This window comes from Serratia sp. NPDC087055, from assembly GCF_044900985.1.
In the GTDB taxonomy this organism is placed as follows: Bacteria; Pseudomonadota; Gammaproteobacteria; order Enterobacterales; family Enterobacteriaceae; genus Serratia.
Window position 1 is genome coordinate 1894986 of record NZ_JBJDOG010000001.1, and the last position, 25938, is coordinate 1920923.

Here is a 25938-nt window from a genome sequence, read left to right on the forward strand (position 1 = left end):
GTCTTATCTCTGTCAAATCCTCGATATGTCGATTGATAACTCATTCCCCTGTCCAGCGTTCCACACCCGCTTAACGTCAACGTTGGGACGGTAATCAACATGGCAAGAAATATAGCTTTGAACATTTTCATTATTTTAATTTTCCTGAGTGGAGATAAACTGCAGTTGCGCTGTAACTGTCTGATGTGAGGTCACACAGCGTCCGGTTGCAGAGCGTCAAACACCAGCCCTATGCCCTCCTCCTCATCCCAGCTCAAGGTAAGGGACTGCGGTTTCTGTTTTGCAGCCATGTGAGTCAGCAACTGCTGGCTGAGTACCGGCAGGATTTGCTGATTTAGCAGACTGTCAACGTTACGCGCACCGATATCCGGAAGCAGGCAAGCGGCGGTGAAGGTGTCGTACAAGTTCTCTTCGATATGCGTAGTCAGGCCGTAGTGACGGTGCAGGCGTTTGCTGACCTGTCCGAGTTTCATTTCAACAATGATGCGCATCGCGGGCTCATTCAGCGGACGGTAAATCACCGTCTGGAAGCGGGCCAGCAGTGCAGGCTGGAAGTGGTCACGCAATATCGGGCGCAGCAGTTCGTGCAAATCCCCTTCACTGGCGTCCGGCCGTTCGTCCAACCGTTGCATGATGTGATCACTGCCGAGGTTGGAGGTCATCAGGATGACCGTGTTACGGAAGTCAATTTCGCGGCCTTCGCCGTCGCGCATAAAGCCGCGATCGAAGACCTGATAGAACAGGTTCATCACGTCGCGGTGGGCTTTTTCCACCTCATCGAGCAGTACCACGCTGTACGGGCGCTTGCGCACCGCTTCGGTCAGAATGCCGCCCTGACCGTAACCGACGTAGCCCGGCGGTGAGCCTTTGAGCTGACTAACGGTATGTGGTTCTTGATATTCCGATAGGTTGATGGTGATAAGCGACTTCTCGCCACCGTACAGTACATCGGACAGCGTGAGTGCGGTTTCGGTTTTACCCGTGCCACTCGGGCCGACCAGCAGGAACACCCCCTGCGGGCCATTCTCCGAAGTAAGGCCGGTTTTGGCGGCGCGCAGGCGCTGCGCAATGGCGTTGAGCGCCACGTCTTGCCCGACCACGCGTTTGCCGATTTCATCTTCCAGAGCCAGCAGTTCGGTCTGCTCGTCCTTCATTAATGAAGAGAGCGGTACGCCAGTCCAGTCGGCAATCACGTTGGCCACGGTACGGGTGTCCACATCCACCTGAACCAGCACATCGCCCTGCTGCGCTTGCTCCAGCTGCTGTTGCAGGTCGGTAATCTCAGCCTGCTGGCTGATGTCCTGCCGGCTGGCCATCAGTTGCTGCGCCAGCGCCTTTTCGTTGGTGAAACGGCCTTCCTGCTCCTGAATTCGCGCATCCAATTCAGTCCGCAGTTGCTCAATGACGCTCAGGCGGTCACCATGGCGGTGACTGCCGGCGGCAATATCCTCCAGCAGTGCCTGCTCTTCCAGCGCCAGTGCAGCCAGCTGTGCTTTCAGGCGCACAATGTGTTCAGGCACCGTATCGAGGCTCATACGCACACGTGCAGCGGCAGTGTCCAGCAGGTCAACGGCTTTATCCGGTAACTGGCGACCGGTGAGATAGCGACGGGACAGCGTGATAGCAGCTTTTACGGCATCATCATTAATGTGTACACCGTGGTGTTCCGCATAGCGGGATTTCAGGCCTCTGAGCATCAGACACGCCGTGTCGTCATCCGGCTCATCCACCTTCACCATCTGGAAGCGACGCTCCAGCGCGGCATCGCGCTCGAAATACTGTTTGTATTCGCTCCAGGTTGTCGCGGCAATAGTGCGCAGTTCACCACGGGCGAGAGCCGGTTTCAGCAGGTTCGCGGCATCCGCGCCACCCGCCTGGTTACCGGCACCGATAATGGTGTGGGCTTCGTCGACAAACAGCAGAATCGGCACTGGCGACTGCTGCACTGCATCGATGACGTTTTTCAGGCGCTGCTCAAATTCACCTTTCACGCCTGCACCTGCCTGCAACAGGCCGAGGTCGAGGGTGCGCAGGCTGACCGGTTTGAGGGATTCCGGTACGTTGCCCTCGGCAATACGCAGCGCCAGGCCTTCGACCAGTGCCGTTTTGCCGACACCCGGCTCACCGACCAGGATCGGATTGTTTTTACGACGGCGGGAGAGAATATCGACCATCTGGCGAATTTCGGTATCACGACCAAAGACCGGGTCGATCTTGCCCTCTTTCGCTTTGGTGGTAACGTCAAGGGTGAATTTATCCAGCGCGTTCTGCAGCGCCGGGCTTAGTTCGCCCTCTATTATCTCAGCGCCAACCGGACGTCCGATAAATTCCACTTCACCACCGTGGTTTTGTGCCAGTTCAGCTTCCTGTTGCACATCCAGGCGTTCATCTGACTGCGCGTCCAGCAGCGGGCGAAGACGCTCAAGCTGGCTCTGCCCGAGCGTCATCAGCGGCCACAGCCCGTCGCATCGCGCCAGTTTAGGCTTATCGACCAGCGCCATCAGCAGATGCACACTGCGGATGTGCTCTTCGTCGTTAAGGGAGGCAATCAGCCAGGCTTCCTGCATCAGCGTCTGAATACTGTCTGAAAGCTGCGGGCGACTGCGAACAGAGCGGGGAAGTGAATCCAGCCAGCCCAGCAAATCCTGCCACAGCGCATCCATATCCCATTCGTAGCGGCGTGCCAGCACCGTCAGGTCACCTTCCCCCTGTTCTAACAGCTTCAGCAGCCAGTGCTCTGGCAAAATTTCCGCATGGGCGCGGGTCTGGCAGAGCGACGCCGCACCTTCCATCGCACGGGCACAGTAAGGGTTCAGACGTCGCAACAGGATGGCTGGATTTTCCATGAATTTCTCTCTTTGTCGGTTCCTGGACACGCTACCGCCCATCGCTGTTTCCCGTGAAGGGGGCCAAAGCGCATACGGTCAGGCTGGCAGTTTGTGGGTTTCTTTGCTCAACGTCCGTCACGCAGCCGTTCAGCAAAGAAAAAGGCGGGCAGAGCGAACTGCCCGTCTGAGTGGTTACTCTAAAAAGTTTGTGCGGTAACAAGGCGGCAAGTTCGCGAATCCCCGGGAGCTTACAGCGGTAAGTGACCGGGGTGAGCGAACGCAGCCAACGCCGTTACCGCGCGCAATATGACGAGTAACTTAGGCAGTAGCGCGTTCGTTCCACGAATCGGAATGAATGATGTTGCCGTCTTTGTAGGTCCAGGTGATTTTTTCGTAACGCAATTCAATGCGCTCTAGGTGGTTGTGCTTCTCTTTAGAAGGATCCTTGATGTCATACATTTCAGGATTCACTTTCACCACTTTCACGTTTTCCAGTTTGGTGTTGAAGTACTCCACTTCCTGGCCCGCGTCGTTGATTTTGTACCACTTGAATTCCGCAGACGTGAGGGTCTGGCCGGTGGTCACCGCCTTGTACAGATACGGGCTGGACGAGTCGATTTCCTTGGTAAACAGGAATGGCGTATGGATACGTGTACCGGTCAGCTTGCCGGTGTTGTTGTCGGTCGGGATGTACAGGTTATGCTCCTGCGCCACCACTTCGATGCTGCCTTCACGATCCTGAACGTCCACCGACCCTTTAATGTCCGCGCCGCCGTCGTCTTTCAGCCAAAGATAAACAGGAATTGCCATGGGGTTACTCTCCATTGTGTTGTAATGCGCCATCATCCTGAGATGGCGCCGGGTGTTTGCCGGGTATCTGGCAGGCATTGGCCTGCGGTACCAGACTGATTTCGACACGGCGGTTGAGCGCACGGCCCTCCGTGGTGTCGTTGGTTGCGATAGGGCGGCTTTCGCCATAACCCTGCACCGCAAAACAGCTTTCCGGTACATCGCCGGTATCGCGCATCCAGTTACGCACCGATACGGCACGCTTCAGGGACAGCGCCTGATTGAGCGCCGGATTACCGGTGTTGTCGGTGTGACCCGCCACCACAATCAGCCAACCCGCTTTGGCCTTAATGCCAACAAGTGAGTTCACCAGCATTTTGGTGGAGCCTGCTTTCAGCACGGATTTGCCTGAGTCGAACAGCGACAGGCTGTCGAGGCGGACAATTTTCGGTACCGGTTCTGGCTTCGGCTGCGGTTTAGGTGGTAGCGGTGGTGGAACATACGAGCGGATGGCATCCAGCACTGGCATGCGCAGACGCTCACCCTGATATAAACCGAGGCTCATCCGGACCGGTATGCCATTGCGTGCCCAGCCATCCAACTGCTCCGCATCGTCACGCAGGATGGCAACGGCGTCGGCTTTGGGTCCGAAATCATGCATCGGGATACGGTCATAGCGGGCAATATCGAAGCTCACACGCTGCAGCAGCTGGTGATTGTTCCAGCCAGTACTGACCAGCGCAGCAATGGCCGCCAGCGTGAAAATCCCGAACGCACAACGCCAGGTACGCCCACACGGCGTCAGGCCCCGTCCTTCGGGCAGCAGCGGCAGGATAAAATCCGGGAAGCGGGATATAACGGTACTGTCCGTTCCCAACGGCTGCCAGCCTGCCACCTGCTGCATCGCAGTGTGGCGGGAAAGCCACGCCGTCCAGGCCGATGTGGCCAGACTTCCGGCAAGGATCGGTCCCATTCCCCACAGAACCGCGGTAGGTGCAATAACAGGAACATCGGGGTTCTCATCCATAAAGACAGCTTTGACGTGCTGATGGAACCAGCTCATCAGGCTATTCATCAGCACCTGTTGCTGCATCGCAGGCGACCCACCGGTAGTGACCCATGCAGCGATTGAGCTCGGCGCTGAAGACTCACGCCAGCCCCTCACCCCTTCTCCCTGTATAGCTGCCTGCCAGAGCATGTCATTCATCATTGCGCAGCCAACCTGACCATTCAGAACCAGCGGCACAGAATGACCGGTTTCTTTACGCAACTGGCTGATTTGCCAGCGCAAGGCCAGCAGGCGACGGGTAAGCGCTTCGCTGTCGGCGTGTTTCTGCGGACAGACGCTGGCCATCACCGACAGCTGGCGCCCCCAGTCAGGTCGCAGCCACAGTACCTGGCGGGCTGCCAGCTCCAGATCCTGATGATCCACCACGCGGATCCAGCATCCCTGTGTGACCGTGAGCACCGGTGACTGCTGCGGCCAGGCCAGCGGCAGATCGCCACAGACCAGCACCACAGGCTGGCGGTAAGTGGCTTCCGGGAGGTCATCCAGACACAGGGTGACGTGATGCTCCGCACGACGACTGGCGACAGTCCAGAGCGCCAGGATAAGCCCCAGTATCGCCAGCAGAACGAGCACAGAATCCAGCCGGGTGACCTGCAGGAAACCCAAGCAGACCACGACACTCAGCAGGCCTGCCCACAGCGCAAGCCCGCGCTGTTGTGCAGGACTCATTTCACGGCTCCTGGCAGCAGGGTCAGCAGCATCTGCGTCAGCCAGTGATCCAGGCCCCACCAGAGTGCGGCAATCACAATCACGCTCAGGCCAATACGTACGGGCCATGACGCTAGCCAGCCGACCATTCCTCGTCCGGTACGGCTTTCCGCCAGTACCGGATGGGTTTGTGGATAGCTGAACGGCGTGACATGTTCACTGAGCGCGTTGACGAGCTTCTGGCGATCCGGATCTTTCAGGGAGCGGAAGTTCCCTAGGAATCCGAGCATCATGACCCGCTGGAAGCAGGTCAGCACGGCATTGTCCAGTGCCGGTTCCCGCAGCACATCACGCATCCGGTCACACAGGGTGTCACCGGCGTCCATGGTGCCGAGGAAATGTCCCTGCAACGGAATGCCATACCACTGTACGCAGGCGTCATCCTCCACGCCGCGGCCTTTAACCGCCTCATCGAGCAGCGCGCACTGTGCGGTGAGGATATGCTGGCAGCCGGCTTCATCGAGTCCGCTCGCTTTCAGCTCACGCTGCACATGTTCGACATCAGCAATGCAGCGCTCCCACAACGCGCGCCCTTCACCCTCCTGGAACTGCGGGCCGTGGCGCAGGCTGATCACCTGCAGCCAGGTGTCCTGCAGCAGGGCATCAATATCAATGGACGCGGCCGCGCCGCGCTTACGCTCACTCATGTTCTCAGTACCGCAAAGAGTTCAAGTTCAGGCTCACCGAGCATACCCGGGACATAAAACATACAGGTGCCGCTCTGGAGCATGTCGGTGGCCAGCGGATGGGACACATCAAGGCTGAAATACTGGTTTTCCAGACGCAGCGGAATGGCGGCTGGTACATGGCGAAGCGGTGTCATCGGAACCCCCACTCTAGATGAGTTAACAATCCCCCTGACATGATCCGGACTGCCCACCTTGCACTGGCGCGGGAACTGTTCCTGTAGCTGTGCCACCGGCATCGCTGAACGCACGGAGAGGTAGTAATCTGCCCCCTCGCGTAGCCGCGGGTCATGCAGACGGGCCTGCCAGAAGTGAAGCCGTGTATCATGCTCAAGCTCAATCGCCACCACCCGCGACGGCAGGCTGGCCTCCAGCAGGTCGCCCAATAAATCAAACAGCGGTGGGAAAGCGGCATTCAACTGTTCATGCTGGTACGCAGGAATGGCGTTCACCTGATGTTCCAATGAGAGCGTCAGCAGGCTGCCGGCAAGGCGCGCTAGTTCCGGATACAGACGCTCTGGCGGAGTTTGTAGATTACGGTGAAACTGCCCAAGCACGGGTTCGGCACTGTTCAGGGCATTGAGCAGCCAAAACAGGGACACGTCGGCTACGGCAAAATCTGCCATGCGCTCGTTACTTTCCCGGCGCATTGCCATCAGGCGACTTAGACGGGCACGCAGTTGCGTCATCAGCTGTTCCAACTGGGTCACTAGCCAGCGGCTGCCCTGGATGGTCAGGAGCGGGGGGAGAAACGTCTCATCGAGTTGCCACGCCCCCTGTGAATCCTGCTGCAAACGGGCGACTGGACAGGTCAGGTAATCGCTGTTGTTCTGATGGGTGAAACGCAGCATCAGCTCTGGCTGCATCACCGCAATCTGGCGGGTATCATCTCCGAACATGTTACGGACATCCCGCCAGCGCTGGCGATAGCGAACAGGACGCCCGGCCACCTCATCGGGTTTAAGGCAGTTGTCGCCATTTGCCCGCAGCAGCGGAAGTACCAGAACCACCACCACATCCTGTGATTCCGCCTCAAGCGCCAGCACCGGTGGCAAGTCGTCAGCATTATCCGTGTCGATAAGCGTGCCATCAGGGAAACGGATGTGCAGATGGCGGGCCTGCAGGCGGCCCAGTTTCAGTGCATCCGGTTCAAAAGTGGCATCAATCACTCCCCAGGGCTGTGATAATCCCAGTCGGACAATGCCTTCCGCAGACCAGGCCGCATACGCAGCCTGTTGCTGGAAGTGCTGGGGAGAGACCATAATGCCCCTGCCCCATAACGGTTGTTCCGTTTTCATCGGCTTCCTGCCTTACGTTACGCTTTTGCCTTCGGCATCTGGGAAACCAGTGACAGGTTGACGTCCATGCCTTCTACCTGGAAGTGCGGCACGGCATAGAGTTTCACGCGGAAGAAGCCCGGGTTGTCCTCGATGTCTTCCACCACCACTTTCGCGTCACGCAGCGGGTGAGAGGCTTGCAACTCGTCGCCCGGATCGGTCATTTCGGTGACCAAACCACGCACCCAGGTGTTGAGCTCAAGCTCCAGCAGACGGCGGTCTTTGGTGGTACCGATATTTTCGCGCTGGATAAGCTTCAGGTAGTGCGCGATGCGCGACAGCAGGAAGATATATGGCAGACGCGAATTGATGCGGCTGTTAGCCGTCGCATCCGCGGTGTCATACAGCGCCGGTTTCTGGGTCGAGTTCGCCGAGAAAAAGCAGCTGTAGTCGCGATTCTTGTAATAGGACAGCGGGATAAAGCCCAGATTCGCAAATTCAAACTCGCGGGTTTCCGGGATCATCACCTCTGACGGGATTTTCACCTGATTACCTGTACCCAGGTCATACAGATGGATCGGCAGGTCTTTCACTGCGCCACCGGCCTGCGGGCCACGGATTTGTACACACCAGCCGTTGTTGATGAAGCTTTTCACCATGTTGGCGGCAAACGCAAAGGAGGCGTTGGTCCACAGGTATTTGTCGTGATCCGGGCCTTTCACTTCCTCGACATAATTGAAGCTGCGCACCGGCACGGTGTCCGGGCCATACGGCAGGCGACCCAGCACGCGAGGCATCACCAGACCGATATAACGAGAGTCGTCCGTCTCGCGGAAGGATTTCCACTTAATGTACTCGGCGCGGTCAAAGTAGTTGCCGATATCTTTAATCGCCGCGACTTCTTCCATCGAGTCCTTGAGGAAGAATTTCGGGCCCGCAGAACCAATAAATGGCATATGCGCGGCAGCTGAGACTTTAGAGATATTGCGCAACAGCGCGACGTCCTGCGCAGAGGCATCAAACTCATACGCAGAAATCAGTGCGGCAATCGGTTCCCCACCCGGGCTGTCGTATTCTGCGGTGTAGGTGTGCTGGTATAATCCGCTCTGAATAATCTCCGGCGCATCTTCAAAATCCTGACGCAAATCGTCTTTCGACAGGTCCAGCAGCTCGATTTTGACGTTCTGGCGGAAATCGGTTTTGTCGACCAGGGATTTCAGCCCACGCCAGGTGCTTTCTGTTTGCTGAAATGCCTCATGGTGCATGACTGCGTCCAACTGGCGGCTAATCTGAAAGTCCAATTCCGCGATATGGTGGTCAATCAGCGTTTTGTCCAGCTTCTCAATTTTTGAACCCGCTTTCGTCAGACACTCCAGAAAGACCTGCATCCCGGCAGTCAGACGCTCATCGGCGGTCGCATCCGACATCGCCTGGTTGTCCTGCCAGATATCCAGCGCACTCAGCTCTGACACCGGGTTCAGGTTGATTTTTTCAAACAGGGAGGCATACACACTACCCGCGTCCTGACGCTCCAGCACGGTGCTTTCGCCACCCGTGGCGTTCTCATTTTTTACAGACATCAGCATTTTCTCTTCGTTAATCCGTTAAACATCACGACCGCTAGGCTTGCTTCGGTGCCAGAGCAGACAGTTCGCTGCGCAATTCAGCGCTCAGCGCTGGGTCGAGCAGAATTTTTTCCAGCTCTTTACGGAAGGTTTGGTTGTCTAAAAGATTGGCTTTGAGGTCACGGAGCAAGTTGCGCATAGCGAGCATCGCCTTTAACTGGGGTATCTGGCGGGCAACCTGTTCAGGCTCGAAGTCTTTCATTTCATTGAAGGAAAGGCTGACGTTTTCCTCACTGCCATCGCCGGCCCGCGTGTTTACAACGGAAAGGTTTACAGAAGGGGAAAACTCGGCCATCACGCTGTCGAAGTTGTTTTTATTAACGTTGACCTTTTCACGCTCCGATAACGGACGTTGCTCGGCACCGTTGCTGTAATCCCCTACCACCATTAATTTGAGAGGCAATTCGACTTTTTTCTGCGCCCCACCGACATGCAGGTCGAGTTTGATATTGACGCGCGCTTTGGGGATCTCGGACTGATAGGAGTTAGACATGGCTGTCCCTGTTCTATGAAATATATAGAAATGGTCAATGCCACCGTGAAATTAATAAGAAATATTAATAATACCAGAGCAATTCTTCCCTTACGTCACCCAGCGACGCCAATAAAGCCAGGGTCAAAAGCAGGCACATTCCATTCACCAGCGAGCATGACACAATGTTTTTAAGCATTTTTCTGAAGCCGGAAGATTTCGGATAAATACCTATTGCCGGAGTGTAGAAACGTTAGCTGGGTCATTGGAAATAAATAAATGTAACATGATATTACAGAAAGTTAATTTAACAAAAATAGATCATCAAATTGATTAATAAGAGATTTCTTAGGAGATGCTTTATAAACCGCATGGGGAAAGGGTATTCAGAAAGTGATCGGTTTGACTTAAGTTCAAGATGGGATAACTTACGACAACGTTGTAAGAAAAGTCTCATTTAAGGCTTTGTTTAAAAAAATGAGAGGCCACGCATAACTGGGCAAGCAAAAATGCAACGATCATACTTAGCGGTAAGGCCGCTATCTTTTACTTAAGATAAATTTATTTCGTAACATACGGGGTGAGGAAATCATGGGTTGTGCAACCCGGCTAAGAATATCGATTCTACTCTCCTATTCACACTCTCTGCGCTCCCAGGATAACGGCATGCGGTGCTTTCGACTGAAAAGGTACTATGCGCATCGATGCATCCTCCGCCGCCTCAGTAGTTCGAACCCTGTCAGTCTGTCCCCCTGCCGGGCTTTGCCCTATTCGATTGGTAATCCCTGACGCTAACACCGCCATTTCCCCGAGTAACACTCTTAACAACATCGCATAGCGCCCGCCCTTAAACCGGCGGGTATTTTTATTTATGGAGACAAAACATGCAGACCGAACCGTCAGCGAAGCCAACATCCCCAGTTCTTTTGAACAACTTCATCAGAGCAAGGGAGAGGTGTTTGAGCGGAGCGTTATCAACATGTTCAAAAATCTTAGTGGGGACTACAAATCGAATAGTCCCTGCATATTCGGGAAAAAGATTATTGTGGAAGGTGTCGTAAAACACGACGAATGGGGATTTGGACTCAACTGGGGCTGGCAAGGTGGCAAGTTAGCCGATCTTGAGCGCATGCGATGATACTCGATGGCCAACCTATTCACGGCAACCGCCCCGATGTTACCCATCATCTGGGCGAACATATCCATGAGGAGCGCCACAGCACCCGCTATAAGGATGAGTCGTTTTCTATTAAGAATTTCAGAAGGGAATGGCGCGTATCACATTTAAGTGACTGGAACGGGTTGATAAGTTGAATGACATTATCGCCAGACATTATCCGGGAGCGCTGGCAACAAGATGAAACCGGAGGTGAATGATAACCTGTCCAATGTATTCTCATGGCTACCAGCGCAAGGCAGGCGGAATTGGCATACTGGATGGCATATCGAGGAAAGCATAAAACAAAAAAGCCCATGTTAATAAATAACATGAGCTAAATAATGGCGGAGGAGCAGAGATTCGAACTCTGGAACGGTTTCCCGTCGACGGTTTTCAAGACCGTTGCCTTCAGCCACTCGGCCACCCCTCCGCAACGAGCCGAACTATAAACAGAGCTGATCCGCTTGTAAAGCCCATTACTGTTCAACCGAACGAAAAACCAGCATTTGACACGCAAGCGTTGAAGAAACCATCAACTCCCGCTTAAGGTTGCAACAATGATAACTAAGGGTAAAGATTGGTAAACAAACTTTAATCAAACGCCTGCGCTGCCTATCATCGTCACTAATTTTGTGATGACCTGATAAGAGAGATCATTATGGACCGTATTGTCGTCTCATCCTCCTCACGTGACTCGTTGCTGAGTACACATAAGGTTTTGCGTAACACGTATTTTCTACTTTCTTTGACGCTGGCGTTTTCGGCGCTTACCGCCACTGCCAGCACCATGTTGGGGCTGCCGGCACCGGGTCTGTTGCTGATGTTGGTCGGTTTTTATGGGTTGATGTTCCTGACCCACAAGCTGGCAAACAGCCCTGCGGGCATTCTGGCCGCATTCGCACTGACCGGTTTTATGGGTTATGCCCTGGGGCCAATCCTCAGTTCATTTATTAATACCGGTGCTGGCGACCTGATTATGCTTGCATTGGGTGGCACTGCAGTCGTGTTCTTCTGCTGTTCAGCCTACGTGCTGACCACGCGCAAGGATATGTCATTCCTGTCTGGGATGATGATGGCTGGGTTTGTGGTACTGCTGGTTGCCGTCATCGCTAACCTGTTCCTGCAGATCCCTGCCCTGCATCTGGCTATCAGCGCGCTGTTTATCTTGTTCTCCGCAGGCGCAATCCTGTGGGAGACCAGCAACATTATTCACGGCGGCGAGACTAACTATATCCGCGCCACCGTCAGCCTGTATGTGTCGCTGTACAACATGTTCATCAGCCTGTTGAGCATTTTAGGCTTCGCACGCAGCAACTGATATCGCACGTGATAAAGACCTAAAGCCCCGCTCCGGCGGGGCTTTATTTTTTGCAGCGGCAAAGTTTGCTAAACTGGCGACCGTTCTGAATTACCCGTTACCGAGGCAGTATGTTGGAGTATGAAGGTCAGGTTATTGAAACCGACGCACAGGGTTACCTGAAAAACAGCGCCGACTGGCATGAGGCCCTCGCGCCTTTGCTGGCCGCCCAGGAAGAAATAACGCTTACCGAGGCACATTGGGAAGTCGTGCGTTTCGTACGCGGCTTTTACCTGGAGTTTAATACCTCACCGGCAATCCGCATGTTGGTCAAAGCCATGGCGCAGAAGTACGGTGAAGAGAAAGGCAACAGCCGCTATCTCTACCGTTTATTCCCTAAAGGGCCAGCCAAGCAGGCAACAAAAATAGCGGGTCTGCCAAAACCGGTAAAATGCATCTAATGCATTAATAGCGAATGCTGAAACCTTGATAATCGGCCGTGCCGCGTGGCTCTACCAGTACGCGATCGACACGTGCGCTACGCGGACCGCCATTTTTCAGCCATTCCACCAGCTTGTCTACCTGCGGTTGTGCACCGCAGGCCACCACTTCAACGCTGCCGTCATCAAGATTACGCGCATAACCGCTTAATCCCAACGCAGTCGCCTGATGCTGAGTGTTATAGCGAAACCCTACGCCCTGCACCACGCCATAGACATACGCAGCAATGCAAACTTGTGTCATAATCGACCCCCTTATCACTATCGTTTATGGTATTGCCTGTGTTTCCGTACGGCGATATCACTCTTTTTACCTAGCTGGCAGCATTCTTAATTATGACCGTACGCCTGTTTCTCGCCAAAGGACGTGCAAAAAAATTAATGATAATCATTACGCTATATAACTCCAAATCAACTTCCATGCTAGACTTCTATCAACCTATCATTTTCCTTGATTTAAAATGCTCGAGCACTACCTCTCAACATTAGTCTCTAAGATGAAACCTTATTTCACCGATGGTAAGATCGGATGTCATCTATCACCTAGCATAACGCTTGCGATTTACCATATCGCATACCTAAGTACGTTTAGTCATCACGATGAGTTAAACAAGCAAGAGCTAAGAGCTATGACATAGTAGCTGACAAACATAAGAATTTTTTAAATAGCCGCATTTCATTTAACACCTTTGTGCTATATACTGACGCAGGGGATTTGTAAGTAAAAACACAGGCATAAGAGTTAGTTAACGCTTTTAATAGAATTTAACGCAGGCAGAGAACTTTTAGCAGGGTTATGAATGAAAAAGCTGGATTCTTTACAATATGCGAGAGCGCTAGCGGCCATGTTTGTTGTGGTCGCACATACCGTAAATCAGTTCCACCTATATAGTACAACTGGAAACATTTTCTTTGATGAAGTTATACGCAGAACTACACATCTAGGTGATATCGGAGTTTACATTTTCTTTGTTATTAGTGGATATATAATGTCTTACACTACTAAAAACAAAGATTTTGGACTTAAGTATTCATCGGTCTTCATAAAAAAACGAATAGTTCGAATTTACCCTCTGTATTGGATATTTTTAACCTTATTAGTTTTTTTGTGGGCTATAGGTATAGCGCTAAAATCCCAAGATATAGATGTTGGAAAAATAATATTTTCATATTTATTAATCCCCTATGGAGTCACAGGAAATAAGATAGACACACCTGTGATGTCACAAAGCTGGACATTATCATATGAAATGTTCTTCTATATTACCTTCTGCTTTTTGATATTTTTTAATGTCAAAAAAGAAAAGATATCAATTTACTTGACATTGATATTTTCCACATTATTTATCGCCGCATCCTATAACCTTCTACCCAGCATAGAGGCCAACTTATTCTTCTCTAAATGGCTAATTTTCTTATTTATTGCTGGTGTTGCAATCGAGAGGAATGAAAGTTACTTTCAAAATTTAACAGGAGGGATGAGTGATGCCTCTTGTTGGCTCATGGCAAGTACTTTCGTGTTAATAGCTATATACATAGAAAAACCAGTTTATTTAGATTGTATAATTAGCACCTTTATAATGCTGTTAATCCTACCTGTAAGAAACAAGCATGACTCATTGTTAAAAATCGGCGACGCCTCATATACAATATATCTTACACATAACTTCGTGGTCATGACCTATGGTATTTTTGTCAAAAAAGTACCAAACGCTTTTGTTTGCGCAACTGTTGGGGTGGCTACAATATTGTTATGCGTACCTTTCGGACTGGTATTGTACAGATTGGTTGAAAAGAGAATACATCAGTGATATCTAAGCCACTATTTAATAATTTAAATAGTGGCTCCATTTTTTTAATTTCGATACAATCACATCCCTCAAGTTAAATCTCTCAATAAATATACATATATTCGAACAGCGAACTTTCAAGACCGCTGGTTGCGGTGGTAAACTAAAGCCATACACCCCGCCCAACCAATGAGTTTATATACTAGTCCTACATGTGTTCAACTTTTCCATATCACCCCCAGTTTTTCATATCATCAGACCCATTACCCAGCCAGTGCAACCCCATATTTATATCATAAATACTAGCCCCAGTAGTGAATGGGATGATATTCAGATATGATGGTTAACTTAACTTGACCGACAATAGCCCATGACATTTAACACACTGATTATGAAGAAGCTTAAAAATGCGCCTATTTCTCGCCAAAGGACGTGAAAAGTCCTTACTCCGTCGCCACCCATGGGTATTCTCTGGCGCTGTTCAACGTATTGAAGGTAAAGCCCTTTCCGGTGAAACCATTGATATTCATGACGCCCAGGGAAAATGGTTAGCGCGCGGCGCCTACTCGCCAGAATCGCAAATCCGCGCCCGTGTCTGGACTTTCCAGCATGATGAAGAGATTAACATTGAATTCTTCATCCGCCGCTTACAACAGGCGCAAAGCTGGCGCGACTGGGTTGCAGAACGTGACGGGCTAGATGGCTATCGCCTGATCGCCGGTGAGTCCGACGGCATGCCGGGTATCACTATCGATCGCTTCCAGAACTTCCTGGTACTGCAATTGCTGTCCGCAGGGGCCGAATATCAGCGTGCTCCGCTGATTACCGCTTTGCAACACTGCTACCCGGAGTGTGCCATCTACGATCGTTCAGATGTCGCGGTGCGTAAAAAAGAAGGTTTGCCGTTGGCGCAAGGCTTGGTTGTGGGCGATCTGCCCCCTGATTTGCTGCCAATCACCGAACATGGCATGAAACTGCTGGTCGATATCCAGCAAGGCCATAAAACCGGGTTTTACCTTGACCAACGTGACAGTCGCCTGGCTGCCCGCAATTATTCTGCCGGCCGACGTGTACTTAACTGCTTCTCCTATACCGGCGCCTTCGCCGTATCGGCACTGATGGGCGGTTGTACTCAGGTGATCAGTGTCGACACATCGCAAGCGGCACTGGATATTGCCAAACAGAACGTCGAACTGAACCAGCTTGATCTGAGCAAAGCCGAATTTGTGCGTGATGACGTCTTCCAGCTGTTGCGCGCCTACCGTACCCAGGGTGAGAAATTCGATCTGATCATTATGGATCCGCCGAAGTTCGTCGAAAACAAGAATCAATTGGCCAGTGCATGCCGCGGGTACAAAGATATCAACATGTTGGCACTGCAGTTGCTGAATCCGGGCGGCATTTTGCTCAGCTTCTCGTGTTCCGGTCTGATGCCAACCGAACTATTCCAGAAAATTTTGGCCGATGCCGCTGTAGACGCCGGGCGTGATGTACAATTTATAGAGCAGTATCGTCAGGCTGCCGATCACCCGGTTATCGCGACTTATCCTGAAGGGCTGTATTTGAAAGGGTTTGCGTGTCGGGTGATGTAACTTGAAATACGCTGTTTTGCCCTCATATAGAGAGTAAGGCACTGTTTCTCAGGAGGTCATCATGATTGCCAGCAAATTCGGTATCGGACAACAAGTTCGGCATAAGCTGCTGGGGTATTTGGGGGTCGTGATTGATATCGATCCTGAATACTCTATGGAGCAGCCTAAAGCTGATGAAATAGCAGCGAATACTGACCTGCGTTTTGCCCCTTGGTACCACGTGGTGATGGAAGACGAAGAAGGCCAACCCGTGCATACCTATCTGGCGGAAGCACAGTTAGATGGGGAAGCGCAGGACGCTCATCCTGAACAGCCATCGCTGGATGAATTGGCGGAATCTATCCGTCACCAGTTACAAGCCCCCCGCCTGCGCAATTGATGTGCCAGGCCTGAGAAACACCCATAAGGGCCTGGCACGATGCCAGGCCTTTTATTTTATTTAGCGCTCTAGCCCCAAACGCGGGATCTCGATTTTAGGGCAACGATCCATCACCACTTTCAGCCCCGCCTCGGCCGCCAATGCAGCAGCCTGCTCATTAATGACGCCTATTTGCAACCACAATGCCTTGGCACCGATCGCAATGGCGTCTTGCGCCACCTCATAGGCCGCTTCTGAATTTCGGAATACATCGACCATATCTACCGGCTGTGGGACATCATTTAGCGTGGCATAGACCTGTTGACCGAGCAGTGTTTGCCCCGCCAACTTTGGGCTGACCGGTATAACCTGATATCCCTGCGAAAGTAGATAGGCCATCACACCAAAGCTAGGCCGGTTGGGTTTATCACTGGCGCCAACCAGTGCAATGGTTTTCACCTGCTGTAGCAGGCCGGCAATGTCATGATCTTGCATTCTCCGCTCCCAATTATTCACGGGTATTTTCCTACCTCGAGTGTAACCCATTGATCTGGGATCGGCTAAACGCACACGCATGGAAACTCTCAGCCATTTTTGCGGTCTGATGCTGTCACTGCCAGCATGTGCTGCGCCCAATAAATGTCAAAATAAATATAAATGTGTACATTTGTAAATTAAATGGTAATGCTGAAAAACTTTGACACAGTCTGTAGCCTGTTCAACACTAATAGCGATGCCACTTATAAGGAGATAACGATGAAATTTGGTCTGATGGTTGCGGGGCTGCTCAGCATCAGTATTAGCATGCCTGCCGTAGCTACGACCCTGAAACTCTCCCCCGACATCGACCTGTTGGTGGTCGACGGCAAGAAAATGACAGGATCGTTGTTAAAAGGTGCCGACAGTTTAGAACTGGATGGTGGGCAGCATCAGTTGCTGTTTAAAGTGGCTAAGTCAGTACGTACAGGGCAGAGCGATCGCACGGCTTACACCTCTCTGCCGCTGATTGCGACCTTCAATACGCAGAATGTGAGTTCCGTTGCCATTGAGCTGCCACGTATTGAAAATGTTCGGGATGGCCAGAGATTCGATAAAACACTTAACTATCAGGTTATTGATAAAAATGGCAACGCGCTGGCCATGAGGCACGACGTACTGCACCCTGATGGCGCTACGCTCAGTGCCGACCTGGAAAAAGTGATGGCCGATTACAATAGCCAGAATCGCCCAGCCTCAGTGCCGGCCTTTTCACAGGTTCGCGCCACCGCGCCAACCTCCCCTCTGGCCAGTGCAGCGTTAAACGCCCCGACGGTGACGCTGAAAGGTGAAAACGTTTCTGAGCAGATGCTGCAATACTGGTTCTTACAAGCAGACAAAGAGACGCAGAAGCGTTTTCTCCATTGGGCAAACAAGCAGCCTGTGCATTAAGCTTCTGGCGCCTTTTATCTAAAGGCGCGCTTTCTTCGCATTTTCAGGTGTAAACGCTAGGCAGTGAAAAGCAGTTTCAGTAATCTGTCGCACATCACCTGACTCGCGAAGGACACCAAGATGGAATTTACTACCCGCACTATCGCCGCGCGCAAACATATTGCGCTGGTGGCACACGATCACCGTAAACAAGCCCTGCTTGCATGGGTTGAAGACAATAAGTCCGTGCTGGAACAGCATCAACTGTATGCCACCGGCACCACGGGCAACCTGATCCAACGTGCCAGCGGTATTCCTGTACAAAGCATGCTGAGTGGGCCAATGGGCGGTGATCAACAGGTCGGTGCGCTGATTGCCGAAGGCAAAATTGATATGCTGATTTTCTTCTGGGACCCGTTGAATGCGGTTCCACATGATCCCGATGTGAAAGCGCTGCTGCGCCTGGCCACCGTCTGGAACATCCCCGTCGCGACCAACCGCTCTACAGCCGACTTCCTCATCGACTCATCGCTGTTCAAAAGTGAAGTTGAAGTCGCGATCCCTGACTATCAACGCTATTTGCAGGATCGTCTGAAGTAACGATGAAGGCCTGGCCACCGCCAGGCCTCAGGTTTAAGGTTTCTTCTGCGACGGCACACCGAGATCTTGCAGTTGTTCAACAAACACTGACGGACGCTCAGGATCCTGCAACAGCCACACTTGGTGTTTGGCGCGAGTCAACGCCACATACAGCAACCGCCGCTCTTCCGCATCTGGGAAGTCTTCCGGTTGAGGTAACAACACATCTTCCAGAACGGACTCACGTGCGACAGCAGGGAAGCCATCGTTGCCCTCGTGCAAACCGGCAATAATTACATATTCAGCCTGCTGTCCTTTACTGGCATGGATAGTCATAAACTCAATAGTCAGTTTGGGCCAACGGGTTGCGGCTTTGGACAACACTTGCGGTTTCAAATGATGGTAACGGGCTAATAGCAAAATGCGCTCTTCAGGCTTAGCGTAACCACTCAGCTTATCCAATAAGTTCTCAAGCTGTTCATGCGGTAAAAGGGCCACCGATTTCTTATTGCCTTTACTCAGGCTGTTCAACGGTTTTTTCAGCTGATGAGGGTTCTGCTGCACAAAGCGATTCGCCACCTCACCGATACGTTCATTAAAACGATAAGTGGTATCAAGTGCGCACTGGGCACCTTCGCCAAAGTTCTCGGCAAATGCGGTGGTGAGCGTCAGTTCGGCACCGCTGAAGCGGTAAATCGCCTGCCAGTCATCTCCCACGGCAAACAGACAAGTTTGTTTATTCTGTTTACGCAGTGCAGCCAGTAATTGCGCACGTTGTGGTGAGATATCCTGGAATTCATCCACCAGGATATGCTTCCACGGGCTGACAAAGCGCCCTTTTTCCAAAACATTGACCGCCTGATGGATCAGGCCAGAGAAGTCGACCGCACCTTCCTCTTTTAGCGCCCCCTTCCAGGTTTTCAGCAAGGGTGCCATCAACCGGATGCGTTTTGAAAACAGGTCACGGACCTCTTCACCTGCCTGCTCTATCATCTCTGCCTGGCTACCCCCGTGCATGCGCATCAGCCCCAACCAGCGCTCGAGCCGCCCCGCCAGGCGTTCAGCCAGGCGTTTGTCATGCCAAAAGTCGCCTTCAGGCACCTCCCACTCAAGTTCTTCCGTTAACCATTGACGCCACCCTTTGGCCTGCGCTTTTTTCTCTGCACACTGCTGTTGCCAATGCGTCATCAGCAAAGCGCGCCGAGCCTTGCTGTCGGTTTCCAGCTTACTGATCGCCGGCACTTTGCGATTACCCTGTTGGATGATCTGCAGCGCCAGGGCATGGAACGTTTTGGCCTGAATAGCCACCTTACCCAAACGCGCCTGAATACGTTCGTTCATCTCTTCTGCCGCCTGACGACCAAACGCCAGCAGCAATATCTGCCCGGGCTCAGCCTCCTGACGGCGCAGTAACCAACCTGCGCGAGCCACCAGCACCGAGGTTTTGCCGCTCCCGGCCCCCGCCAGTACCAATACGGAGTCTTCTCCATTGACCACGGCGCGGCTCTGCGAATCATTCAGCGGTGAACTTTCGATGTTTTGGAAGAAATCGTGATGCGTCTCCAACATGCGTTCTGTCCACTGTTGATTGCGATGTGCAACGCTGCGTAAGCCGTGCTGCAACCATTGTTGGCAAAGCTGATAATCATCCCGACAGTTGTCGAACGCCTCAAGACGTGCCACCGGCATTGGCAGGGCGCCAAATGACTGGCGGATTTGTTGCTGTAATTTGCCCAGTTCGGATTTTTTAAACCACTTATCCTGTTGCTCGATACGTTGGATATGCTCAACCTGTTCTTGCAACACCCCCGCGCTGACCTCGCTCATCTCCGCGCTCCACTGCTGCCAGGCCTGTTGCAAGTAATGATAGAAGCGCTGAGTTTCCTGCCATTCAGTACCATGCAAGCGCACGACTTTCTCATCTGGCAGCTCAAATTCCAGCTCGCCCCAGACGATACCGCGTTTGCATCTGACCTGAATTAATTGATTGAAAGGAATAAGGTATTCATGCTTTTCACCGCTCACCTCAACACCGGCGTGCAACAACCGCACACGATTGTAAGGATGCTGAGCCAGGTGTTTCCCCAGCGATGTCGCTTTAAGTTCCATATCGTCGCGCCATAACCATGTTGAGTTTAAATAACGGATACCTGCCAGTTTACCTGTGATAAGCAGTGGCACTCTAGCGCTAAAAAAAGGGTAGAATAGAATTTGCGTTTTGATACCAAGCGCAACCGCATCGCGGTTTGGCCATCATTAGAGCAGAATGACGACTATGCGTACTGTACTGAATATTCTTAATTTTGTGTTGGGCGGTTTTTTCACCACCCTTGGCTGGCTGGTCGCAACGGTATTTAGCGTTGTGCTGATCATCACCCTGCCACTGACCCGTTCCTGCTGGGAAATCACCAAACTGTCTTTCGTGCCTTTCGGCAACGAAGCCATTCACGTAAATGAACTGTATCCGGAAAAAAGCAACGTGCTACTTTCCGCCAGCGGTTCGCTACTTAATATTATCTGGCTGATCCTGTTCGGCTGGTGGTTGTGCCTGTCACATATCGCCGCAGGTATTGTGCAGTGCGTGACAATTATTGGTATTCCGGTGGGAATTGCCAATTTCAAAATTGCCGCTATTGCCCTGTGGCCAGTGGGTCGTCGCGTGGTATCAGTTGAAATGGCACAACAAGCCAGAACTGAAAATGCACGGCGTCAGTATCAACAGCGTTAATTTTTTCTCCGTCTGAGGAGTTTTTCGTGCTTTCTTTTGCACCAGCAATACGCCGTTATGCCTACAACAGCAACCTGCTTTATGACCTGCGCATTTTTATCGCGCTGGCCGGCGCAGCCGCCGTACCTTGGTGGCTCGCCATCCCCAAGCTCACCATTCCGCTGACGCTGGGTGTCGTGGCAGCGGCATTGACCGATCTGGATGACCGTTTGACTGGCAGACTGCGTAATCTGGTGATCACGCTGGTCTGCTTCTTTGTTGCGTCCGCCTCCATTGAACTGCTGTTCCCTTATCCCTGGTTGTTTGCTCTTGGCCTGACCACGTCAACCTGCGGCTTTATATTGCTGGGCGCGTTGGGGCAACGTTACGCCACCATTGCGTTTGGAGCTTTACTGATCGCAGTGTATACCATGCTCGGCGCCTCGATGTATGACGCGTGGTATCAACAACCGACGTTGCTGATCCTTGGCGCTCTTTGGTACAACCTGCTGACATTGATTGGTCACCTGATATTCCCCATCCGCCCTTTGCAGGAGAATTTGGCGCGTTGTTATAATCAGTTGGCGAATTATCTGGATGCCAAGGCCAACCTGTTTGATCCCGACGTCGAGCACGATGCAGACTTGCCGTGGATGGACGTTGCCATGGCCAACAGTGCGCTGATGACGACGCTTAACCAGGCCAAGGTTTCATTACTGACCCGATTAAAAGGCGACCGCGGCCAGCGTGGGACCCGCCGCACATTGCACTACTATTTTGTTGCACAAGACATACATGAGCGTGCCAGTTCCGCCCACGTTCAGTACCGGGAGCTCAGTCGACAATTCCGTCATAGCGATATCCTGTTTCGTTTTCAGCGTTTGCTCAGTATGCAGGCACGCGCATGCCAACAGTTGGCTCAATCGATTTTGCTGCGGCAAAAGTACCAACATAACCCACGTTTTGAACCGGCATTCGGGCGTATCGATGAAGCGTTAGCGCAGATTACCGTTACCCCAGAGAACCGTGAGTTAACGAAAGCATTGACGCACCTGTTGAAAAATTTACGTGCGATTGACGCGCAGTTGGCGAATATCGAGTCTGAACAAGCACTGGCCAACGGCCAGGCGGAAGAAAACAGCTTGTCAGATGATCGTCTCACCGGCTGGAGCGATATCCGCTTACGTATTAGTCGCCATTTGACACCTCAGTCGGCCCTGTTCCGCCACGCCATTCGCATGTCAGTGGTGCTGTGCATCGGTTACGCCTTTATTCAGTTTACCGGTATGCAGCACGGTTATTGGATCCTGCTCACCAGCCTGTTTGTCTGCCAACCCAATTACAATGCCACGCGTCGCAGGCTTGCTCTGCGTATTATCGGCACGCTAGCCGGTATTCTTATCGGCCTGCCAATTCTCTATTTCGTGCCTTCGATTGAAGGACAAATGGTGCTGATTGTTATTAGCGGCGTCCTGTTTTTCGCTTTTCGAACCGTGCAGTATGCGCATGCCACCATGTTTATTACCTTACTGGTGTTGCTGTGCTTTAACCTGCTGGGTGAAGGCTTTGAAGTGGCCGCCCCCCGCGTTTACGACACCATTTTGGGGTGTGCTATCGCTTGGGCAGCGGTCAGTTTCATTTGGCCAGACTGGAAATTCCGCCAATTACCGGCAATCGTCAGTAAAACAATGAACGCAAACTGCCGTTATCTGGACGCAATTTTGGTGCAGTACCATCAGGGTAAAGATAACGGCCTTCCATACCGGATCGCCCGCCGGGATGCGCACAACAGTGACGCAGAGTTGGCCTCGGTGATTTCGAATATGTCTGCCGATCCCAAAGCCAATAAAGAGGTTCAGGATGCAGCCTTCCGGCTGCTGTGTTTGAACCACACATTACTGAGCTATATCTCTGCGCTGGGTGCACACCGTGAACGACTGAATAATTCCGCAACGCTGGATCTGCTGAACGACGCAGTATGTTATGTCGATGGTGCGCTGCATCTGGAAGAACAAGACAATCTGCGCATTACCCAGGCTTTGGAAAGCCTGGCTGAACGTATCCAACACGCGGCACCAGAACCGGAAAGCAAAGATCAATTGGTATTGCAGCAAATTGGGCTGGTAATTGAACTGTTGCCAGAACTCACGATGCTTAATGCACAAATAGGCAAATCGGCATGATTATTCGGGGTCTTTTATGAGGCCCCTAACGTCTGGATGATGCCCATGACGAAGCAACGACACGGTTCGCTCAAACCAACAGGTCAACTCGCTACGCAATTCAGAAGGTAAAGCCGCATGGTGATAACCGGCAATAGCCCCACCCAAGGAAAGCAGCACCCGTAGACCCAGGTTATGTTGCTGCTGCAATAAGCGAAGATAACTACGTTTAGCACCGTTCAACCGCAAGTCATAGACATTACGAATACCCGCTCGCCAGAGTAAACGCTCCATATTGATATCGATGTTTGGCAAGGTTTTAAGCCGACTCTGGTTATCTGTTTTGACTTGGAGCTCTCTGCGAGCTTCGCGAATAGCCTGCCAGGCGAGCCCGACGAGTTCATCGCGATCCCGCCACAAAACCTCATCCACCCAGTAATAACGCATGGTAATTGGCACCCCTCGCTTGGAGTAAACCATATTGACCATCCCGCGTGCACGAAAGGCGGGTTCCAAGGAATCCGTCGCCCGAAGGTACAGTTCTCCTTCAGCGATCAAGGCGAACATGACGCCGTCGGCCAGTAGCCCGTAACCACCGAATTGCGAGCGTGTAGTGATAACCCCTAATGCGTAAAAACAGGCTTTGGCCTGTGCGACCATTCCCGATGATGTCCCTTTCATAATGTTCTCCTGGTGTGAGTTACCGTCCTATCATTCCCCTCATCAATGAAATAAAGGTAACGTGAACAAGTAATTAGAAAAATACGCACTATCCGCAGCGATGCCAATCACTAAAGTTCATCGTCTAAAAAACAATCGCAATTATGAGACCTACTACGAATATTTGGGTTGATCTTATTCACAACAGGATGTACTGTATAAACATACAGTGACACTACGGGCGGGATACTTTATGCGTACTCAATCACTCTACAAACCCCATTTCAGCCACACCTCTTTTGCGGTGAACAATGCTGCAGAAAACACAGATGCCGGCAAAAAGAATGGCCTTATCAGTGAACTTGTTTACAACGAGCATCAGCCCGCTGTGGCACAATTGTTATTGCCCCTGTTACAGCAACTAGGTCTGCAATCTCGCTGGCTGTTATGGCTGACTCCGCAACAAAAGCTGAGCAGATTATGGTTACAGCAGTCTGGGCTGCCGGTCGAAAAAGTGGTGCAGCTTAGCCAAATCAGTTCGCTAGATACGGTTGAAGCAATGGAAAAGGCGTTGCTGACAGGTAACTATAGTGTCGTACTTGGATGGCTACCCGATCTTACAGAAGAAGATCGTCTAAAATTAAGGCGTGCGGCAGAATTAGGTAACGCTTATGGGTTCATTATGCGTCCTCAACGTGACATAAACCCGGTTCACGGACACTGTTCCACCCTAAAAATTCACTCTTCTTTGTATCATTAAGTAAATTTAGGATTTTTCCCATCATTTTCATCACCCTCTAAGGGAACCTTTCAGGGATCAGGGACAAAGCGAGTGCGGCTGCGGTTCCGCACCAAAAAACGAGCGTAGATTTGCTCGTTTTTTGGTCGGTTAATGTTAGCAAATATGTACAATTCTGCGTTTTTTTTTAGAGCTTTATCACATCACACTTGTAACTTTCGCGCCACGTTGTAGACTTTACATCGCCAAGGTTGCTCTATAACGCCAGATAAACTGGCCGAGTAACAAACGAGGGCTCAAACCTTGGCGAAGGAATTTAACCAAGGGCTTAAAACAGCTTTAAAGCTCATTGCCTATTTGGATGATAACGAGGCGCAAAATGAAAAAGACAGCTATCGCATTAGCAGTGGCACTGGCTGGTTTCGCTACCGTAGCGCAAGCCGCCCCAAAAGATAATACCTGGTACACTGGTGCTAAACTGGGCTGGTCCCAGTACCATGACACTGGTTTCTACGGCAACGGTTACCAGAATGGTATCGGCAATGGTCCGACCCATAAAGATCAACTGGGTGCTGGCGCGTTCCTGGGTTACCAGGCGAACCAATACCTGGGCTTCGAGCTGGGCTATGACTGGCTTGGCCGTATGCCTTACAAAGGCAGCGTGAACAACGGTGCTTTCAAAGCGCAGGGCGTTCAACTGGCCGCTAAACTGAGCTACCCAATCATGGACGATCTGGACATCTACACTCGTCTGGGCGGCATGGTATGGCGTGCAGACTCCAAAGCTAACTACGGTGCAACTGGCCAACGTCTGAGCGATCACGACACTGGCGTTTCTCCATTGGCAGCTGTTGGTGTTGAATACGCACTGACCAAAAACTGGGCTACCCGCCTGGACTACCAATTCGTTAGCAACATCGGTGATGCAGGTACTGTCGGCGCTCGTCCAGACAACACCATGCTGAGCCTGGGTGTTTCTTACCGTTTCGGTCAGGATGATGTTGTTGCTCCAGTTGCTCCAGCACCAGCTCCAGCTCCAGTTGTTGAAACCAAGCGTTTCACTCTGAAGTCTGACGTGCTGTTCAACTTCAACAAATCTACTCTGAAAGCACAAGGCCAACAGGCTCTGGACCAGCTGTACACTCAGCTGAGCTCTATGGATCCTAAAGATGGCTCTGTTGTAGTTCTGGGTTACACCGACGCAGTTGGTTCAGAGCAATACAACCAGAAACTGTCTGAAAAACGTGCACAAAGCGTTGTTGATTACCTGGTATCTAAAGGTATTCCTTCAGACAAAATCTCTGCACGTGGTATGGGCAAAGCTGATTCCGTCACTGGTAACACCTGTGGCTACAAAGCTGGCCGTGCTACCAAAGCACAGATCGATTGCCTGGCACCAGATCGTCGCGTAGAGATCGAAGTTAAAGGTATCAAAGACGTTGTAACTCAGCCACAAGGCTAAGCTACCGCTCTTAGTAAAAAACCCCGCATTGCGGGGTTTTTTTTCGTCCAGAACACGTGAGATTAGCAATAA

General features: G+C 51.8%; 22 protein-coding genes, 1 tRNA gene and 1 pseudogene. 12 read left to right on the forward strand and 12 right to left on the reverse strand.

Annotation, left to right across the window (positions count from 1 at the left end; all coding sequences use genetic code 11):
• Nucleotides 1–191: 191 nt before the first annotated feature.
• The 7 genes from tssH to tssB form a co-directional block, all read right to left on the reverse strand.
• Nucleotides 192–2846, reverse strand: coding sequence for a type VI secretion system ATPase TssH (gene tssH / locus ACI2J2_RS09110; protein ID WP_404759920.1), 2655 nt, complete (start codon nt 2844–2846; stop codon nt 192–194).
• Nucleotides 2847–3146: 300 nt separating this feature from the next.
• Complete coding sequence (gene hcp / locus ACI2J2_RS09115; RefSeq protein WP_404759921.1) at nt 3147–3638, reverse strand: type VI secretion system effector Hcp; 492 nt, start codon at nt 3636–3638, stop codon at nt 3147–3149.
• Between the two features lie 4 nt (nt 3639–3642).
• A complete protein-coding gene (locus ACI2J2_RS09120; protein WP_404759922.1) occupies nt 3643–5355 on the reverse strand; it encodes an OmpA family protein in 1713 nt (570 codons plus the stop codon).
• On the reverse strand, nt 5352–6041 hold the full coding sequence (gene tssL, locus ACI2J2_RS09125) for a type VI secretion system protein TssL, short form (RefSeq protein WP_265555107.1): 690 nt from the start codon (nt 6039–6041) through the stop codon (nt 5352–5354). The genes ACI2J2_RS09120 and tssL overlap by 4 nt, the downstream gene beginning before the upstream one ends.
• Nucleotides 6038–7378 carry a type VI secretion system baseplate subunit TssK gene (gene tssK / locus ACI2J2_RS09130; protein WP_404759923.1) on the reverse strand — a complete coding sequence of 447 codons (1341 nt, stop codon included), beginning with the start codon at nt 7376–7378 and terminating at the stop codon, nt 6038–6040. The genes tssL and tssK overlap by 4 nt, the downstream gene beginning before the upstream one ends.
• A gap of 17 nt (nt 7379–7395) precedes the next feature.
• Nucleotides 7396–8943 (reverse strand): type VI secretion system contractile sheath large subunit, encoded by a 1548-nt coding sequence (tssC, locus tag ACI2J2_RS09135; protein WP_209632623.1) that lies wholly within the window; start codon nt 8941–8943, stop codon nt 7396–7398.
• A 34-nt stretch (nt 8944–8977) separates the two neighbouring features.
• Nucleotides 8978–9475, reverse strand: coding sequence for a type VI secretion system contractile sheath small subunit (gene tssB, locus ACI2J2_RS09140; RefSeq protein ID WP_209632622.1), 498 nt, complete (start codon nt 9473–9475; stop codon nt 8978–8980).
• Nucleotides 9476–10352: 877 nt separating this feature from the next.
• Here tssB and ACI2J2_RS09145 point away from each other — a divergent pair.
• Nucleotides 10353–10815: pseudogene (locus tag ACI2J2_RS09145) on the forward strand (DUF4942 domain-containing protein); the annotation flags it as partial.
• Between the two features lie 140 nt (nt 10816–10955).
• Here the strand turns inward: ACI2J2_RS09145 and ACI2J2_RS09150 are convergent.
• Nucleotides 10956–11043, reverse strand: a tRNA-Ser gene (locus ACI2J2_RS09150).
• Nucleotides 11044–11271: 228 nt separating this feature from the next.
• Between ACI2J2_RS09150 and yccA the strand changes: the two genes are divergently transcribed.
• Nucleotides 11272–11931, forward strand: coding sequence for an FtsH protease modulator YccA (gene yccA / locus ACI2J2_RS09155; RefSeq protein ID WP_004942825.1), 660 nt, complete (start codon nt 11272–11274; stop codon nt 11929–11931).
• 110 nt (nt 11932–12041) lie between these two features.
• Entirely contained in the window at nt 12042–12371 is a 330-nt protein-coding gene (gene tusE / locus ACI2J2_RS09160) for a sulfurtransferase TusE (protein ID WP_037419323.1), read from the forward strand.
• Nucleotides 12372–12375: 4 nt separating this feature from the next.
• On the opposite strand, the gene yccX is transcribed toward tusE, so the two are convergent.
• The gene (gene yccX, locus ACI2J2_RS09165; protein ID WP_209632621.1) at nt 12376–12654 is read right to left on the reverse strand and encodes an acylphosphatase; all 279 of its coding nucleotides are present in this window, start codon (nt 12652–12654) and stop codon (nt 12376–12378) included.
• Nucleotides 12655–13210: 556 nt separating this feature from the next.
• Between yccX and ACI2J2_RS09170 the strand changes: the two genes are divergently transcribed.
• From ACI2J2_RS09170 to hspQ, 3 genes are all read left to right on the forward strand, one after another.
• Nucleotides 13211–14221 (forward strand): acyltransferase family protein, encoded by a 1011-nt coding sequence (locus ACI2J2_RS09170; protein ID WP_404759924.1) that lies wholly within the window; start codon nt 13211–13213, stop codon nt 14219–14221.
• Between the two features lie 386 nt (nt 14222–14607).
• Entirely contained in the window at nt 14608–15792 is a 1185-nt protein-coding gene (gene rlmI, locus ACI2J2_RS09175) for a 23S rRNA (cytosine(1962)-C(5))-methyltransferase RlmI (RefSeq protein ID WP_209632609.1), read from the forward strand.
• A 61-nt stretch (nt 15793–15853) separates the two neighbouring features.
• Entirely contained in the window at nt 15854–16171 is a 318-nt protein-coding gene (gene hspQ / locus ACI2J2_RS09180) for a heat shock protein HspQ (RefSeq protein WP_020826181.1), read from the forward strand.
• A 60-nt stretch (nt 16172–16231) separates the two neighbouring features.
• Here the strand turns inward: hspQ and ACI2J2_RS09185 are convergent, their stop codons facing one another.
• Nucleotides 16232–16645, reverse strand: a complete 414-nt coding sequence (locus ACI2J2_RS09185; RefSeq protein ID WP_209632608.1) for a CoA-binding protein — start codon at nt 16643–16645, stop codon at nt 16232–16234.
• A 261-nt stretch (nt 16646–16906) separates the two neighbouring features.
• Here ACI2J2_RS09185 and ACI2J2_RS09190 point away from each other — a divergent pair, with 261 nt between their 5' ends.
• A complete protein-coding gene (locus ACI2J2_RS09190) occupies nt 16907–17578 on the forward strand; it encodes a DUF2057 family protein (protein ID WP_209632607.1) in 672 nt (223 codons plus the stop codon).
• A 120-nt stretch (nt 17579–17698) separates the two neighbouring features.
• Complete coding sequence (locus ACI2J2_RS09195; RefSeq protein ID WP_209632606.1) at nt 17699–18157, forward strand: methylglyoxal synthase; 459 nt, start codon at nt 17699–17701, stop codon at nt 18155–18157.
• A 33-nt stretch (nt 18158–18190) separates the two neighbouring features.
• Here ACI2J2_RS09195 and helD read toward each other — a convergent pair whose 3' ends face one another.
• Nucleotides 18191–20245 carry a DNA helicase IV gene (helD, locus tag ACI2J2_RS09200; protein ID WP_404759925.1) on the reverse strand — a complete coding sequence of 685 codons (2055 nt, stop codon included), beginning with the start codon at nt 20243–20245 and terminating at the stop codon, nt 18191–18193.
• Between the two features lie 166 nt (nt 20246–20411).
• On the opposite strand from helD, the gene ACI2J2_RS09205 reads away from it, so the two are divergent.
• Nucleotides 20412–20864, forward strand: coding sequence for a YccF domain-containing protein (locus ACI2J2_RS09205; protein WP_404759926.1), 453 nt, complete (start codon nt 20412–20414; stop codon nt 20862–20864).
• 26 nt (nt 20865–20890) lie between these two features.
• Nucleotides 20891–23026, forward strand: a complete 2136-nt coding sequence (gene yccS / locus ACI2J2_RS09210; protein ID WP_209632603.1) for a YccS family putative transporter — start codon at nt 20891–20893, stop codon at nt 23024–23026.
• Here the strand turns inward: yccS and ACI2J2_RS09215 are convergent, their stop codons facing one another.
• A complete protein-coding gene (locus ACI2J2_RS09215; protein WP_265555126.1) occupies nt 23027–23686 on the reverse strand; it encodes a TfoX/Sxy family DNA transformation protein in 660 nt (219 codons plus the stop codon).
• Nucleotides 23687–23918: 232 nt separating this feature from the next.
• On the opposite strand from ACI2J2_RS09215, the gene sulA reads away from it, so the two are divergent.
• Both sulA and ompA read left to right on the forward strand, forming a co-directional pair.
• On the forward strand, nt 23919–24425 hold the full coding sequence (sulA, locus tag ACI2J2_RS09220) for an SOS-induced cell division inhibitor SulA (protein ID WP_209632601.1): 507 nt from the start codon (nt 23919–23921) through the stop codon (nt 24423–24425).
• A 358-nt stretch (nt 24426–24783) separates the two neighbouring features.
• The gene (ompA, locus tag ACI2J2_RS09225; protein ID WP_061807249.1) at nt 24784–25866 is read left to right on the forward strand and encodes a porin OmpA; all 1083 of its coding nucleotides are present in this window, start codon (nt 24784–24786) and stop codon (nt 25864–25866) included.
• The last annotated feature ends 72 nt before the right edge of the window (nt 25867–25938 follow it).

Bases quoted from the DNA above. Each gene is read 5' to 3' on its own strand.
- tssH (WP_404759920.1), bottom strand. From the start codon at position 2,846: ATGGAAAATCCAGCCATCCTGTTGCGACGTCTGAACCCTTACTGTGCC.
- hcp (WP_404759921.1), bottom strand. From the start codon at position 3,638: ATGGCAATTCCTGTTTATCTTTGGCTGAAAGACGACGGCGGCGCGGAC.
- ACI2J2_RS09120 (WP_404759922.1), bottom strand. From the start codon at position 5,355: ATGAGTCCTGCACAACAGCGCGGGCTTGCGCTGTGGGCAGGCCTGCTG.
- tssL (WP_265555107.1), bottom strand. From the start codon at position 6,041: ATGAGTGAGCGTAAGCGCGGCGCGGCCGCGTCCATTGATATTGATGCC.
- tssK (WP_404759923.1), bottom strand. From the start codon at position 7,378: ATGAAAACGGAACAACCGTTATGGGGCAGGGGCATTATGGTCTCTCCC.
- tssC (WP_209632623.1), bottom strand. From the start codon at position 8,943: ATGCTGATGTCTGTAAAAAATGAGAACGCCACGGGTGGCGAAAGCACC.
- tssB (WP_209632622.1), bottom strand. From the start codon at position 9,475: ATGTCTAACTCCTATCAGTCCGAGATCCCCAAAGCGCGCGTCAATATC.
- yccA (WP_004942825.1), top strand. From the start codon at position 11,272: ATGGACCGTATTGTCGTCTCATCCTCCTCACGTGACTCGTTGCTGAGT.
- tusE (WP_037419323.1), top strand. From the start codon at position 12,042: ATGTTGGAGTATGAAGGTCAGGTTATTGAAACCGACGCACAGGGTTAC.
- yccX (WP_209632621.1), bottom strand. From the start codon at position 12,654: ATGACACAAGTTTGCATTGCTGCGTATGTCTATGGCGTGGTGCAGGGC.
- ACI2J2_RS09170 (WP_404759924.1), top strand. From the start codon at position 13,211: ATGAAAAAGCTGGATTCTTTACAATATGCGAGAGCGCTAGCGGCCATG.
- rlmI (WP_209632609.1), top strand. From the start codon at position 14,608: ATGCGCCTATTTCTCGCCAAAGGACGTGAAAAGTCCTTACTCCGTCGC.
- hspQ (WP_020826181.1), top strand. From the start codon at position 15,854: ATGATTGCCAGCAAATTCGGTATCGGACAACAAGTTCGGCATAAGCTG.
- ACI2J2_RS09185 (WP_209632608.1), bottom strand. From the start codon at position 16,645: ATGCAAGATCATGACATTGCCGGCCTGCTACAGCAGGTGAAAACCATT.
- ACI2J2_RS09190 (WP_209632607.1), top strand. From the start codon at position 16,907: ATGAAATTTGGTCTGATGGTTGCGGGGCTGCTCAGCATCAGTATTAGC.
- ACI2J2_RS09195 (WP_209632606.1), top strand. From the start codon at position 17,699: ATGGAATTTACTACCCGCACTATCGCCGCGCGCAAACATATTGCGCTG.
- helD (WP_404759925.1), bottom strand. From the start codon at position 20,245: ATGGAACTTAAAGCGACATCGCTGGGGAAACACCTGGCTCAGCATCCT.
- ACI2J2_RS09205 (WP_404759926.1), top strand. From the start codon at position 20,412: ATGCGTACTGTACTGAATATTCTTAATTTTGTGTTGGGCGGTTTTTTC.
- ACI2J2_RS09215 (WP_265555126.1), bottom strand. From the start codon at position 23,686: ATGAAAGGGACATCATCGGGAATGGTCGCACAGGCCAAAGCCTGTTTT.
- sulA (WP_209632601.1), top strand. From the start codon at position 23,919: ATGCGTACTCAATCACTCTACAAACCCCATTTCAGCCACACCTCTTTT.
- ompA (WP_061807249.1), top strand. From the start codon at position 24,784: ATGAAAAAGACAGCTATCGCATTAGCAGTGGCACTGGCTGGTTTCGCT.